This is a genomic window from Brucella sp. GW823-FHT04E01 (assembly GCF_058796175.1).
Map to the genome: position 1 here is coordinate 83,457 of NZ_JBXAIK010000002.1, position 14,863 is coordinate 98,319.

A 14,863-nucleotide genomic window follows, 5' to 3' on the forward strand; every position below is an offset into this window, starting at 1 on the left:
AGCTATCATCAACCTATGGAGTTCCCACGCCCAAAATACTTAAACAGTTTAAATGTCTCATATTCCAGGCGCGTTATTTGGAGGCAAGCCTTCGTCGAATGCAAGGTACTAAATGTACCTGAACGTCCCATTCACAAAAATTGTATCCTGAATCCACTCCCCGATTCAGGTATTTGCTTTTCTGCAATCCACCGCGGGACAGGCCATCACAAAATTTCGAGGCGCTTTTCCCACCTCTTGGCGATCCTGGCAAGACATGCGAGAAGAGGCCTAGTAGAGCGGTTCCGGTTAACGCGGAATCGTGGAACCGCTCTATCTCTTTGTTTGTACGCATTATCCGACGAAAAACCGTTTCGCACTTTTTCTGGAAATGCTCTTGGAGAATGTTCATGACCCGCTTTTCAGAATCCGTTTCCTTCAACAAGGTTTTGCACGCACCGGCCAGTGATACGGTTGCTGCCGAAACGACTGACCTCGGCAACCTGCCGGAATGGAATCTGGGCGATCTTTATCCGTCTGCGGACAGCGCAGAACTGAAAAACGATATCGAAAAGGCTATGAAGGACGCTGCAGCCTTCGAGAAACGCTGGAAAGGCAAGCTCGGCGACGAAGCAGCCAAGGCCAATGGCGGTAATTTTGTCGATGCAATCAAGGAATTCGAGGCTCTGGACGAACTGATGGGCCGTATCGGCTCCTTCGCGGGCCTCTACTATTATGGCGACACGTCCGACCCGAAGCGCATGAAGCTTTTCGGTGATGTGCAGCAAAAGCTGACCGACGCCAGCACCCATCTCATTTTCTTCGGCCTTGAATTGAACCGCATCGAGGATGCAGTTCTCGAAAAGGCGATGAGCGATAACGAAGCCATTGGCCATTATCGCCCATGGCTGACCGATCTGCGCATGGACAAGCCATATCAGCTCGATGACAAGCTGGAGCAGCTCTTCCATGAAAAGTCGATTACCGGCTACAGCGCCTGGAACCGGCTGTTCGATGAAACGATGTCAGGGCTTCGCTTTGAAATCGATGGCAAGGAACTCAGCATCGAGCCGACGCTGAACATGCTTCAGGACGCCGATGGGGCCGTGCGTAAAAAAGCCTCCGATGCACTGGCAAAGACTTTTGCCGCCAATCTGCGCACATTCACACTGATCACCAACACGCTCGCCAAAGACAAGGAAATCTCCGATCGCTGGCGCGGTTTTCAGGATATTGCCGACAGCCGCCACCTTGCCAACCGCGTCGAGCGGGAAGTGGTAGACGCACTCGCCAAGGCGGTGGAAGACGCCTATCCACGCCTTTCGCACCGTTATTATGCCCTGAAAGCCAAATGGCTCGGCCTCGAAAAGCTTGAAAACTGGGATCGCAACGCGCCGCTGCCGGAAACGCCGCAGGCGCTCATTCCTTGGGATGAAGCGCGTGAAACCGTACTTTCCGCCTATGGAAATTTCGCACCGGAAATGGCCGAGATTGCGAAGAAATTCTTCGACAGGAACTGGATCGACGCGCCGGTCCGCCCCGGTAAGGCACCGGGTGCCTTTGCACATCCGACCGTTCCGTCTGCGCATCCTTACGTGCTTCTCAATTATATGGGCAAACCGCGCGATGTGATGACGCTGGCACATGAGCTGGGCCATGGCGTGCATCAGGTTCTGGCGGGTGGTCAGGGCGCTCTGATGGCCTCAACGCCACTGACGCTTGCTGAAACCGCATCCGTGTTCGGCGAAATGCTGACCTTCCGTTCGCTTCTGGAGCGCACGAAAGACAAGCGCGAGCGCAAGGCCATGCTGGCGCAGAAGGCCGAGGATATGATCAACACGGTCGTGCGCCAGATAGCCTTCTACCAGTTCGAACGTCGCGTCCACACCGAGCGCCGCGAAGGCGAACTGACCGCAGAACGCATCGGCGAAATCTGGATGGATGTGCAGCGCGAAAGCCTTGGCGATGCCGTCAATCTCAATCCGGGTTACGAGACCTTCTGGACCTATATCCCGCACTTCATCCATTCGCCGTTCTATGTCTATGCCTATGCTTTCGGCGATTGTCTGGTGAACTCGCTTTATGCGGTCTACCAGAACTCGGAAAAGGGCTTCCAGCAGAAATATTTCGACATGCTGAAGGCTGGCGGCACCAAGCACCACAAGGAATTGCTTGCGCCGTTCGGTCTGGATGCAAGCGATCCGGCTTTCTGGAGCAAGGGCCTGTCGGTGATCGAAGGCATCATCGACGAGCTTGAAGCCATGGAAGACTGAGCACTTGCGTGACTCACCAAAGCAATAAGCCGCTTATCCTGTTCCGGGATGACAAGGCGGGCCGCGATGTGCTTTTCACGGCCCCCTCATCGATCATTCGCGCCGACACACCGGATGAATTTGAACCCGCATGGGATGCGATGCAGGCGGCCCATAATGCCGGAAAATGGCTTGCGGGTTATCTATCCTATGAAGCCGGCTATCTTCTCGAGCCCAAGCTGAAGCCGTTGCTGCCAGAGGGACGCAATGCCCCGCTTCTCTGCTTCGGCGTGTTCGATGGCCCTTCCGACCAGTCTATGCACGGCCGCGGCGAAGACAATGCCACCTTTCTGCGCGATCCGGTCGCGCAATGGTCGTTTGACGACTATGCGCCCCGCTTCGAACGCTTGCACCAGCACTTGCGCGAAGGCGATTGCTATCAGGGCAACCTCACCTTTCCGATCCATGCGGAATGGGACGGCGATCCGCTGATCCTGTTCAACATGCTCGCAAAACGTCAGCCGGTTCGCTACGCGACCTATTGCGATCTTGGTGGACCGGTTGTCCTGTCGCGCTCGCCGGAACTTTTCTTTGAAGTCGACGGCGACGGGTGGATTGAAACCCATCCGATGAAAGGCACCATGCCCCGCGGTGCGACGCCTGAAGAAGACGAGCAGAACCGCCAGTTTCTGCTGAACGACCCGAAGAATCAGGCCGAAAACCGCATGATCGTTGATCTGCTTCGCAACGACATTTCGCTTGTCAGCGAAGTAGGATCGCTCGATGTGCCGGAACTCTTCCGCATCGAAACCTATCCCACCGTCCACCAGATGATCAGCCGCGTGCGGGCCAGACTGAAAGAAAACCTGCCATTGCGCACGCTCTTTGCAGCCCTTTTTCCATGCGGCTCGATCACCGGCGCACCAAAGATCAGCGCCATGGAAATCCTGCGTAAACTGGAGGCCGGGCCGCGCGACATTTATTGCGGCTCGCTCGGCTGGATCGAGCCAAGCGGGCGGATGCGTTTCAACGTTGCCATTCGCACGATCTCGCTTCTCGATGAAAATCGTGCGATCTTCAACGTCGGGGGTGGCGTGGTCTTCGATTCCACGGCGCAAGCGGAGTACGAGGAATGTCTTCTGAAAGCACGGTTCGCGGCACTGTCGAGCCACACGGGGCGCAAGCTGTGATCATGGAGCCGGATTATCAGCTGATCGAAACCATGCGCTGGGAACCGCTCTCGGGCGTTTTACGCTTCGATTTGCATATGGCGCGTCTCGAAAATTCCGCCCGTGAACTCGGTTTTTCCTGCAATATGGAAGCTGTCCGGCAGAAGGTTTCAGAAAGCGGAACCGGTGAGCAGGCCCTGAAGGTGCGGCTGACACTTGCGCCCGATGGCGTGACCACTGTCTCGACCATACCTTTTGAGCCACTCTCCTGCCAGACGATCTGGCGAATCGCAATTGCCCGCACGCACCTTGATCACAATGATACTCTGTTGCGCCACAAGACGACGCGACGGCAGGCCTATATCGCAGCGCGCGAGGAGTACTCGCCGGCGGAGATCGATGAAGTCATCCTGCTCAATGATCGCGGCGAAGTCTGTGAGGGAACCATTACGTCGATATTTCTCGATGTTGGCGGCACGACCTGCACGACGCCCGCCCTGTCATGCGGCCTCCTCGACGGGGTTCTGCGCCGTGAATTGCTGAACAACAATGTTGTCGAAGAGGGTATCGTTACCGTCGAAACGCTCAAAAATGCGCGCAACATTCTCGTCGGCAATTCGCTGCGCGGCATGATCCGCGCACAGCTGATCGAGGCTTAAAAAGCCAATCCGCATTAAACATGTATTGATGTCATAGGCTTGTGACGTTTCTTTCTTTCTATGAAGTTGTGTTATCGTTCCCGCGCATAAGCTAAACCGGGCTAAAGATAACCCAACACCGCAATTCTGCGGCACCTCAGAGGAAGAAAATGGCGAAAGCGAAATGGCAAGTCTATGGCGAGATAACCGGCCCTGTCATCATGATCGGCTTTGGGTCGATCGGGCGCGGTACCCTGCCGCTGATTGAACGTCATTTCAAATTCGACAAGTCGCGCATGGTCGTGATCGATCCGAGCGACGCCAATCGCAAAATCCTCGATGACAAGGGCATCCGCTTCATCAAGGAAGCAATCACCAAGGACAATTACAAGAAGGTTCTTGGACCTCTCTTGAAAGAAACGGAAGGCCAGCCTTTCATCGTCAATCTTTCGGTCGATACCGGATCACTCGATCTGATGCGTTACGCCCGAGAGCATGGCGCGCTTTATATCGACACCGTGGTGGAGCCTTGGCTCGGCTTCTATTTCGATGAAGACGCAGACAATGCCTCGCGAACCAACTATGCGCTGCGCGAAACGGTTCGCGCTGAAAAGCGCAAGAACCCCGGCGGCACGACCGCGGTTTCCTGCTGCGGTGCCAATCCGGGCATGGTCTCGTGGTTCGTCAAGAAAGCGCTCGTCGATCTTGCGACTGAACTGAAGCTCGATTTCACCGAACCGGCAGCGGATGATCGCCACGGCTGGGCGAAACTGATGAAAAAAGCCGGCGTCAGGGGTATCCACATCGCCGAACGCGATACCCAACGCGCAAAAGAGCCGAAACCTTTCAACACATTCTGGAATACATGGTCCGTCGAAGGGTTCATCGCCGAAGGCTTACAACCGGCAGAGCTTGGCTGGGGCAGCCATGAAAAATGGATGCCCAAGAATGCCCGCAAGCAGAAGAAGGGCAACAAGGCCGCAATTTTCCTTGAACAGCCGGGCGGCAATACCCGTATTCGTACCTGGTGTCCGACGCTCGGCGCGCAATATGGCTTGCTCGTCACCCACAATGAAGCGATCTCCATCGCCGATTTTTTCACGCTGCGCGACAAGAAGGGCAAGCTTGATTTCCGCCTGACCTGTCACTACGCCTATCACCCGAGCAATGACGCCATTCTGGCTCTTGACGAAATGTTCGGCGCAAGCGGCAAGGCGCAACCCGTGCAGCATGTTCTGGAAGAGCATGAAATTCTGGACGGCAGTGATGAACTTGGCGTGCTGCTTTATGGCCACGACAAGAATGCCTATTGGTACGGCTCGCAGTTGACCGTAGAGGAAGCGCGCAAACTTGCGCCTTATCAGAACGCGACTGGCCTGCAGGTTTCCTCAGCCGTTCTGGCGGGCATGGTCTGGGCGCTGGAAAATCCGCGCAGCGGCATCGTCGAGACCGACGAGATGGATTACCGCCGTTGCCTTGAAGTCCAGATGCAATATCTGGGTCCGTTGAACGGCTATTACACTGACTGGACACCGCTGGAAGGTCGCGGCCATCTGTTCAAGGAAGACCTCGATACCAAGGATCCGTGGCAATTCCGGAATATTCTGGTTCGCTAATCAAGCTGGCCCGGCTTCGACCGGGCCATTCCATGAGGAATATGTGCGTTTATCGATATTTGCCCGCAATACGATAAGGCTGGCTGTAAGCCGGTTTCCTGATCTGATGGCTCTGATCTGCGGACTTCTGGTCTTGCCCTGGATTCTAGGTGTGCCGGGGCATCCCAGCCAGACGGTGCAGTTTGGATGGACGATCGGGCTAATCTCGATTGTCCTCTATCTCGCTCTCTACCAGTTAACGAAATCCATTGCCTCCATGGTCTCGTTCAAGAACAGTACTGCGCTCAAGCACTATCTTCGTCGCGCACTTTCAGCGTCGTCGGTGATCGTCGCCGTCATGATGTTTATATCGGCAATGCTGATTTTCGGGTCGTGACAGCGAAACGGAAAGATCGGGCACAGCCTTCCACTCTGCGCGGCGATCTTGCATCATTGTCAACAAATCGACAGGCGGAGGCCCATTCCTCACAATGAGGGCTTGTTTTCGTGCAAGTTTCAATACATCAAACTAACCATCCCCGAGCGGTTCCAATCAGCACGGAATCGTTGAAGCCGCTCTAAATACTTGGTTTTACGCATTTCAGACGCCAGCCATTTCGCAGTTCTGGCCCGAAAATGCTTTAATGGAGAGCATGGATATGAAACGCTTCCGCATCATTGCCCCTCTTGCAGTCATGTCGCTGGCGTTGGCCGCGTGTGAAACGACTGGCCCGGTCGGCGGCAATGTCCCGACCGTATCCCGCGCCCCTGCCGGCATCGAAGGCAGCTGGGTCGATCCAAACGGCATCGTCTCGTCGTTCAACGGCGGCATTTTCGAGACCCGCTCCACCGACACAAACGAAAAGCTTGCCGAAGGCAACTACCGTTACCAGTCGCCGCAGCTTGTCGAGATCGACATGCGTTCCATCGTGCGCGGCACGTCTTCAAAAGTGAACTGCGCACTTGTTTCTCCGACGCAGCTCAACTGCACGTCGTCGTCGGGTTCGCGCTTCTCCCTAATGCGTCGCGCGGCGGCATAAGCACCCGATATCTTGCGTAAGTTTCAGATATTTACGGCGCGGGAAACACCCGCGCCGATAGAATTGCGCCAGCGGCAATTGTCAGGATTGTAATTTGTCTTTTTTTCTCTAGTTTTCCGGCTGAACAGGAGTCGGAAGATGAGTGAGATGGATAAAGTGCAGGAGAAGCCCAGCCAGACAACCAAAACTGAGGTGCAGGCAAAACTGCCCAAGGTCGGTGTTCTGCTGGTCAATCTCGGCACACCGGATGGCACGAGTTACGGCCCAATGCGCCGCTATCTGGCCGAGTTTCTCTCGGATCGCCGCGTCATCGAATGGCCGCGTCTTATCTGGTATCCAATCCTTTACGGCATCGTTCTCAACACTCGCCCGAAGCGTTCCGGCAAGCTTTACGACCGCATCTGGAACCGCGAGAAAAACGAATCTCCGCTGCGGACCTATACGCGCGCGCAGGGCGAGAAGCTTGCCAAGGCGCTTGCCGACTATCCGAATGTGGTCGTGGACTGGGCAATGCGCTATGGCCAGCCCTCCATTGAAAGCGTGACCGACCGTCTGCTGCAGCAAGGTTGCGAGCGGATCGTCATGTTCCCCCTCTATCCGCAATATTCGGCAACGACGACCGCTACGGTGAATGACAAGTTCTTCGAAGCGCTCATGAAAAAGCGCTTCCAGCCAGCGGTGCGCATCGTCCCGTCTTACGAGACGGAACCCGTTTACATCGAAGCACTGGCCCGCTCCATCGAGAAACATCTGGAAACACTTTCCTTCAAGCCGGAAGTGGTCCTCGCATCCTATCATGGCATTCCGAAAAGCTATTCGGACAAGGGCGACCCCTACCGCCAGCAATGTCTTGAAACATCGCGCCTGCTGCAGGCCCGGCTGGGCCTTGATGACAGCCAGTTTCGCTCCACATTCCAGTCGCGTTTCGGTCCGGAAGAATGGCTCCAGCCTTATACCGACGAAACGGTGGAAGAACTGGCCAAGCACGGGGTCAAGTCGATGGCCGTTCTCAATCCGGGTTTCGTGGCCGACTGTCTGGAAACAGTGGACGAGATCGGCAATGAGGCTGCTGAAGAATTTCTAGAAAACGGCGGCGAGAATTTCAGCCATATTCCTTGTCTCAACGACAACGAAGACGGCATGAAGGTCATCGAGACACTGGTGCGCCGCGAATTGCAGGGATGGGTGTAAGGCAATAGGCGATTAGGGCAGTATGTTTGCCGCGCTAAAGCATCTATTGTCATATTGCCCTACTGCCTTAATGCCTTAAAAGGGAAACAATCAATGACCGGTTTCGATATCACGCTGCTCATTCTGGCCGCACTGGTTCTGGCAACGCTGTTTGCCGGTATCAAGACCGTGCCGCAGGGGTTCAACTTCACAGTCGAGCGGTTCGGACGCTATACGCGCACCCTCAATCCCGGCCTCAATCTGATCGTGCCATTTTTTGACCGTATCGGCGCGCGCCTCAACATGATGGAGCAGGTGCTTGATGTGCCGACGCAGGAGGTCATCACCCGTGACAACGCCATTGTCGGCGTTGACGGCGTGGCTTTCTATCAGGTGCTGAACGCAGCACAGGCAGCCTATCAGGTCGCGAACCTGCAATATGCGATCCTCAATCTTACGATGACCAACATCCGTACCGTCATGGGTTCGATGGATCTCGACGAGCTGCTGTCGAACCGCGATGCCATCAATGATCGTCTGTTACGAGTCGTCGACGAAGCTGCCCATCCGTGGGGCCTCAAAATGACCCGCGTGGAAATCAAGGATATCAATCCGCCGGAAGATATCGTCACCTCGATGGCGCGCCAGATGAAGGCAGAGCGTGACAAGCGCGCGCAGGTTCTTGAAGCCGAGGGCGACCGCAACGCGCAGATTTTGCGCGCCGAGGGTCAGAAGCAGTCACAGATTCTCGAAGCTGAAGGCAAGCTGGAAGCGGCCAAGCGCGAGGCAGAGGCACGCGAGCGCCTCGCGGAAGCCGAAGCGAAAGCCACCACCATGGTTTCCGATGCCGTTGCCAACGGCAATGTACAGGCGCTTAACTACTTCGTTGCACAGAAATATACGGAAGCTCTCAGCAATATTGCCAGCGCCAAGAACCAAAAGGTCGTGCTGATGCCGCTTGAGGCGAGTGCCCTTATCGGCTCGCTCGGCGGCATTGGTGCAATTGCCAAGGAAGTCTTTGGTGATGGCAGCAGGCCGGTAGACCCGGCACCGCAGCCGCCGACCCCTTCCCGCCCGCGCAGCGTTCCCTCCGCAGGGCGCTAAAGCTGCTCAAAAAAGAAGAGAGGGCGCCATGATTATCGAATTTCTGTCCGGCCTTGGCATATGGAACTGGCTCGTTTTCGGGCTGATCCTGCTCATTCTGGAAATCTCGGCGCCCGGCTTCTTCTTCATCTGGTTCGGGCTTGCAGCACTTGTAACCGGTGCGCTCGCCTTTCTCTTGTCTTCGACGACAGGGTTTGGCTGGCAGTTTCAGACGGTTGTGTTTCTGGTTCTGGCCGTCATTTTCGTGCTGGTGGGGCGTCGCTTTTTTGGCTCACGCAGCACCGATGCCGACGAGCCCTTACTCAATCGCCGCGGTGAACAGCTGGTCGGCCAGCGCGCGACATTGACCGAACCGATCATCAATGGTCGCGGGCGTATCCGTATCAACGATACGATGTGGCGCGTGAAGGGCCCTGATCTGCCAACCGGAACAGAAGTCCGCGTTGTGGCTTTTGATCCGGTCTCGCTGGAGATTGAAGTGGCAGAATAAGGCAGTAGGGCAATATGTCTGCCCTACAAAATATAATGCCTCAATACTCTATCAAGCAGCGCCGATCCGCAGCAGGTCGTGGAAATGCACAAGCCCGATCGGGCGTCCGGCCTCGGTGACGATCAGTGCGCCGATGTGATTTTCATTGATGGTGTTGAGTGCCGCCGTCGCCAGCATGTTCTGGTCAACCGTCTTGGGCTTGCGTGTCATGACGTCGTCAACCGCCAAAGCCGCAAGGTTTCGGCTCAGATTGCGCGATATATCGCCGTCTGTGACGATGCCTGCCAGATCACCACCACCGTCGACAACCACAACACACCCAAAACTCTTCTGCGCCAGAACCTTCATCGCGTCCGGCAGAGAGGTGCCCACTTCCACCAGCGGGAGGCGTTCGCCGCGATGCATGATATCGCGGATATGGATAAGACTTGCCCCCAACGAACCACCGGGATGAAATGTCTTGAAGTCACTCGGGGTGAAGCCGCGCGCTTCCAGAAGTGCTATTGCCAGCGCATCACCGATGGCAAGCTGCATCATGGTTGAGGTCGTGGGTGCCAGACCATGCGGGCAGGCCTCGGCAGTTTTCGGCAAGAGCAGCACGACATCCGCAGCACGACCAAGCGCAGAATCCTCACGTGAGGTAATCGCGATCAATGGAATGCGGAAGCGCTGCGAATAATTGACGATCCCCTTCAATTCTGCCGTTTCACCCGACCATGAGATGGCCAAAATAACATCGTCGCGGTCGATCATGCCGAGATCGCCGTGATTGGCTTCCGCCGAATGAACGAAGAATGCCGAAGTACCGGTCGAGGCAAAAGTAGCAGCGAGCTTGGAGCCGATATGGCCGCTCTTGCCGACGCCCGTAACGACCAGACGTCCGCGCGAGGTGACGATACGCTTCACCGCTTCGACAAAGGGGCCGGAAAGGCCGTCGTTCAGCGCTTCTTCAAGCGCTGCGAGGCCCGCATTTTCGGTCTTTATGGTGCGCAGCGCCGAAGCAATAGTCGCTTCCGCATCTGCCGGAGGGATGATCTGATCGAGCTTTTCCATGGCGGCAAGGGTTAACTTTTTCACAGTCAGTTGTCCAAACATTTGTGCAGCGAGCATCGCCATGAATTCAGCCGCAGCAACCAAGAATTAACCATGTGCCTTTACCGTTCATCTACCACGTTGCGACGGTTTGAAAACACGACATGCTATTTGCCAAGACCCCTTCTGGCGGTTCGACGCCCATTGCCCGCAGGCTGCAATGCCTGTTTTTGTCGGGCGTGGCGATAGCAATCTGTCATGGTTCTGCATTTGCTCAGGAAGCCTATCTGCGCGGAAGCGTTGCCGAGGACGTGCTTTCAGCCTCCTCGCCGGAAACGCTCGCAAATCGCGGGCTTGCTGCGCCCGGATATGATGACGGCGCCAGCGAGACGACCGACGACAGTTATACCCCACCTGAAAACACGACAGCGGCAGACCCGGCCGCCACAACACAAACCGCTCCGACCGTTCCCGTGCCGCAGGACCGTCAGCCGCTTCAACCCGACAATATTCGTGTTGGCTCGGTCGATACCGACGCAAGCGACGAAACGGGCCGGGCACAGCGCGAAAATCTCCGGCAATCGCCCGAGCAGGGGCGCAGCTCCACGCAGGAAGCCGATCCGTTCGCGCCGGTCGGCATTCGCACCGGTTCGTTTATCCTGCGACCGTCGCTGGAACAGGGTATCCGTGTCACGACCAACGGCGACAACAGCGCAAGCGGTTCCAGCGCCGTTCTCAACGAAACCACGTTGCGGCTCAATGCACAGTCGGACTGGGCGCGCCATCAGGCAACACTCGATGCTTCGGGCACATGGGCCAAGTCCATTTCAGGCGAAGACGTTTCCGAACCGCAGGTCGATATTCAGGGCAAACTGCGTTTCGATCTCGGTGATCAGACGACCGTCAACACTGGCGCAGGCTATCGGCTGCGCCGCGAAAGCGCGTCAAGCCCGAACGGGGTCGTCGGCGCATTGCAACGGCCTCTGGTTCACACACTCAATGGAAGCCTCGGCGTCGAACGAGACATGGGCCTGATCTTCGGCAGCGCAACCGGACGGGTCGAGCACAATATTTATGGCGATGCGGAATTGTCCTCCGGCGGCACGGTCAGCCAGAAGGATCGCGACAACACCTATGCCAGCATTACGCTGCGCGGCGGTTTCAGCCTGTCCCCGGCAATCAAGCCCTTCACTGAAGTTGAGCTGGGCAAGCGCATCTTCGACGAGAAGGTAGACAGCAACGGCTATGAACGCAGCGGATCACAATTTGCCCTGCGTGGCGGTATGATGCTGGATATGGGCGAAAAGCTGAACGGCGAATTCGCCGCCGGTTACATGCGCGCCAACAGCGATGATTCTCGTCTTGGCGACATCAGCGGACCGTCGATCAATGCAGCGCTCAACTGGTCACCGCTACGCGGAACCGATGTGAGCCTCTATGCGCAGACAATGGTCGATACTTCGACCACGCCCGGCATTGCAGGATCACTCCTGCATTTTGCCAGCCTCGATGTGACGCACCGCATACGTTCAGACCTGAGCCTCAATGGCAGGCTCGACGCGAATATCCGGCAGAACAAGGATGGCACCGGAACCGACTACACGATCGGTGCGCAGATCGGGGCAACCTACTGGATCAACCGGTTTGTCGGGCTGGATGCGCGCCTGCGTCACGAATTCCTGACAAGCAAGATTTCCGATCGCGAATATACCGCCGACAGTGTCTATCTCGGCGTGAAGGTGCAGCGTTAGAGCATGTCTCCCGAAAGTGGGAACCAGTTTCGGGATAAAGACATGATTGAAAACAAACAGATAGAGCATTTCCAATAATTCAATCAAAGCAGGAAATGCTCTAGTGTGGAGATAGGACGGCACCCCTTTCGGGATGCCGTATTATCGTGAGTTTAAGCGAGCCAGAACAGAATACACGCCATGCCGAAGCCCAGAAGTCCGATAAGGGTTTCCAGAACCGTCCAGGTTTTCAGCGTTGTCTTGACGTCCATATTGAAGAAACGACCGACGAGCCAGAAACCGGAATCGTTGACGTGGGAGAGCATGACCGACCCTGCAGCAAGGGCAATCACCACTGCGGCGGTCTCAAGCCCGTGATATCCGGCAGCCTGAACGGCAGGCTGGATAAGCCCGGCAGCCGTTATCAGCGCTACCGTTGCCGACCCCTGTGCTACGCGCAAAATCGTTGCGATCAGGAAGCCTGCCACGATGACAGGCAGTCCTGTATCGGCGAACGCATTTGACAAGGCGTCGCCAATGCCGGAAGCACGCAGAACACCGCCAAACATGCCGCCTGCGCCCGTAATCAGGATGATGGAACACACCGGACCGAGCGCCGAATCGAGAATGCGTTCGACGCTGGCTGCATCTCTGCCGCGCCGTGGCCCGAGCACATAGGATGCCACCAGCACTGAAATCAGGAGAGCAACCGGCGTCGATCCGATCATTCGCGCCAGCTGATACCAGTTTGCATCGGCACTGACCCAGCCTTGCGCGCGGGCAAAATCGAGCCCCGTATTGATGAAGATCAGAACCAGCGGCAGCAGAAGCAGCAACATGACCAAGCCGGAACTCGGAGGATTGACAGCTTCTTCTCCGTTTTTCCCGGCATCAAAACTATCGGGGATCGGAAGTACGATCTTCTTGCCGATCCATGCACCAAAAAGGTGCCCGGCAATGAACCAGACAGGTATGACGACCACGATCCCGACGAGGATGAGAAGCCCCACATCTGCACCCAGAAGCTCGGATGCGGCCACCGGGCCCGGATGCGGCGGCACGAAAACGTGCATCACCGAAAAGGCCGCTGCGACCGGAATACCGTAGAGAAGCAAGCTTCCTTTAAGGCGCCGTGCGACGGTGAAGACCACGGGAAGCATCACGACCAATCCCGCATCGAAAAAGATAGGGAAGCCGAAGATGAGCGACGCGATGCCAAGCGCCATAGGCGCGCGCTTTTCGCCGAACCGTCGGATGAGATCGTCGGCCAGTGCCTGTGCGCCACCGGATATTTCAAGCAACCGGCCCAGCATTGCGCCAAGACCGACCAGAAGTGCCACCCCGCCAAGGGTTGACCCGAAGGCGGAAGTGATTGTCGTCAGAATATTGCCTGCCGGGATGCCGGTCGCGAGCGCCGTCAAGAGGCTGACGATTATAAGCGCTACGAAGGCATGGACACGAAACCGGATGATGAGCAAAAGCAATAATAGAACAGCGCCCACCGCTATCGAGATGAGCGCGCCTGCACCCATCGTCTGCTGGAATTCCTGCATGCTTTATTCCTTATGAGGGGGAGGAACCTGTTTGACCGATTGCACCCAAAAGATGTTTCACACTTTTTTGGGTACGTACTAGGCCAAAAGCCTATTGTCATTGTCAAAAAAAGCAAGTTTCACGGAAATAATACCCGCGACCATAAAAAAAACGCCCCCCTTTGCAGGGGGCGTGACCAGAGATTTGACTGGTTATATCAGGCTGGTTTGATGGTGTTCAGCAGATTGCCGATCGAGCTTTCGACGGAAGGCCGAATGTCGTTGCGCCACAACGCGAAGGCAACGTTGGCTTCGATGAAACCAGCCTTGGAGCCGCAGTCGAATGTCAGGCCCTGATAATCGAAGCCGAAGAATTTCTGTGCGTCGGCAAGCTTCAGCATGGCATCCGTCAACTGGATTTCGTTGCCAGCGCCCTTTTCCTGCTTGCTCAGAAGTTCGAAGATTTCCGGCTGCAGGATATAGCGACCATTGATGTAAAGATTGGAAGGCGCCGTGCCCTTGGCAGGTTTTTCAACCATCTGCGTGATTTCGAAACCGCTGCCGATGGCTTCGCCCTTGCCGACGATACCGTATTTATGCGCTTCTTCCGGGTCGCATTCCTGCACGGCGATGACGTTGCCGCCGGTCTTTTCGTAAAGCTCGACCATCTCCTTCAGGCAGCCCTTCTTCGACTGCATGACCATATCTGGCAGCAAGAGAGCGAAGGGTTCATCACCGACGAGCTCACGAGCGCACCAGACTGCATGGCCAAGACCGAGCGGCACCTGCTGGCGGGTGAAGCTTGTCGTTCCCGGCTGCGGCTGGATATCCTGAAGATGCTCCAGTTCCGCCTTCTTGCCGCGCTCTGCGAGCGTGGAATAAAGCTCAACCTGCGCATCGAAATAGTCTTCGATGACCGCCTTGTTGCGCCCGGTGACGAAAATCAGATGTTCGATACCAGCTTCGCGCGCCTCATCGACCACATACTGAATGACGGGCTTGTCGACGACCGTCAGCATTTCTTTGGGGATGGATTTGGTGGCGGGCAGGAAGCGGGTGCCAAGACCTGCAACAGGGAACACGGCCTTGCGAATTTTTCGGATCGAACTCATTCCTCTCCTCGATTTCACTA

At 56.2% G+C, this 14,863-nt stretch carries 13 protein-coding genes; 10 read left to right on the forward strand and 3 right to left on the reverse strand.

Features of this window, described 5'->3' with window-relative positions:
• Positions 1 to 389: 389 nt before the first annotated feature.
• The 9 genes from AC1RHM_RS05830 (at position 390) to AC1RHM_RS05870 (ending at position 9,437) form a co-directional block, all read left to right on the forward strand.
• Complete coding sequence (locus AC1RHM_RS05830; protein ID WP_343723840.1) at positions 390 to 2,252, forward strand: M3 family oligoendopeptidase; 1,863 nt, start codon at positions 390 to 392, stop codon at positions 2,250 to 2,252.
• A gap of 8 nt (positions 2,253 to 2,260) precedes the next feature.
• A complete protein-coding gene (locus tag AC1RHM_RS05835) occupies positions 2,261 to 3,421 on the forward strand; it encodes an aminodeoxychorismate synthase component I (RefSeq protein WP_492332492.1) in 1,161 nt (386 codons plus the stop codon).
• Positions 3,364 to 4,059, forward strand: coding sequence for an aminotransferase class IV family protein (locus AC1RHM_RS05840; protein ID WP_036588086.1), 696 nt, complete (start codon positions 3,364 to 3,366; stop codon positions 4,057 to 4,059). The genes AC1RHM_RS05835 and AC1RHM_RS05840 overlap by 58 nt, the downstream gene beginning before the upstream one ends.
• A gap of 149 nt (positions 4,060 to 4,208) precedes the next feature.
• Entirely contained in the window at positions 4,209 to 5,654 is a 1,446-nt protein-coding gene (locus tag AC1RHM_RS05845) for a homospermidine synthase (RefSeq protein WP_010660676.1), read from the forward strand.
• A gap of 43 nt (positions 5,655 to 5,697) precedes the next feature.
• Entirely contained in the window at positions 5,698 to 6,030 is a 333-nt protein-coding gene (locus AC1RHM_RS05850; protein WP_010660675.1) for a hypothetical protein, read from the forward strand.
• Between the two features lie 262 nt (positions 6,031 to 6,292).
• Entirely contained in the window at positions 6,293 to 6,673 is a 381-nt protein-coding gene (omp10, locus tag AC1RHM_RS05855) for an outer membrane lipoprotein Omp10 (RefSeq protein ID WP_343723838.1), read from the forward strand.
• A 138-nt stretch (positions 6,674 to 6,811) separates the two neighbouring features.
• On the forward strand, positions 6,812 to 7,864 hold the full coding sequence (gene hemH, locus AC1RHM_RS05860; RefSeq protein ID WP_258125012.1) for a ferrochelatase: 1,053 nt from the start codon (positions 6,812 to 6,814) through the stop codon (positions 7,862 to 7,864).
• Between the two features lie 93 nt (positions 7,865 to 7,957).
• Positions 7,958 to 8,947, forward strand: coding sequence for an SPFH domain-containing protein (locus tag AC1RHM_RS05865; protein WP_343723837.1), 990 nt, complete (start codon positions 7,958 to 7,960; stop codon positions 8,945 to 8,947).
• Positions 8,948 to 8,975: 28 nt separating this feature from the next.
• Positions 8,976 to 9,437 (forward strand): NfeD family protein, encoded by a 462-nt coding sequence (locus AC1RHM_RS05870; RefSeq protein WP_010660671.1) that lies wholly within the window; start codon positions 8,976 to 8,978, stop codon positions 9,435 to 9,437.
• A 51-nt stretch (positions 9,438 to 9,488) separates the two neighbouring features.
• Here the strand turns inward: AC1RHM_RS05870 and AC1RHM_RS05875 are convergent, their stop codons facing one another.
• Positions 9,489 to 10,490 (reverse strand): KpsF/GutQ family sugar-phosphate isomerase, encoded by a 1,002-nt coding sequence (locus tag AC1RHM_RS05875; protein WP_010660670.1) that lies wholly within the window; start codon positions 10,488 to 10,490, stop codon positions 9,489 to 9,491.
• 143 nt (positions 10,491 to 10,633) lie between these two features.
• Here AC1RHM_RS05875 and AC1RHM_RS05880 point away from each other — a divergent pair, with 143 nt between their 5' ends.
• On the forward strand, positions 10,634 to 12,220 hold the full coding sequence (locus tag AC1RHM_RS05880; protein ID WP_151663963.1) for an outer membrane beta-barrel protein: 1,587 nt from the start codon (positions 10,634 to 10,636) through the stop codon (positions 12,218 to 12,220).
• A gap of 152 nt (positions 12,221 to 12,372) precedes the next feature.
• Here AC1RHM_RS05880 and AC1RHM_RS05885 read toward each other — a convergent pair whose 3' ends face one another.
• Positions 12,373 to 13,752 carry a GntP family permease gene (locus tag AC1RHM_RS05885; protein WP_010660668.1) on the reverse strand — a complete coding sequence of 460 codons (1,380 nt, stop codon included), beginning with the start codon at positions 13,750 to 13,752 and terminating at the stop codon, positions 12,373 to 12,375.
• A 197-nt stretch (positions 13,753 to 13,949) separates the two neighbouring features.
• Entirely contained in the window at positions 13,950 to 14,843 is an 894-nt protein-coding gene (gene galU / locus AC1RHM_RS05890) for a UTP--glucose-1-phosphate uridylyltransferase GalU (protein WP_012093562.1), read from the reverse strand.
• Positions 14,844 to 14,863: the final 20 nt, after the last annotated feature.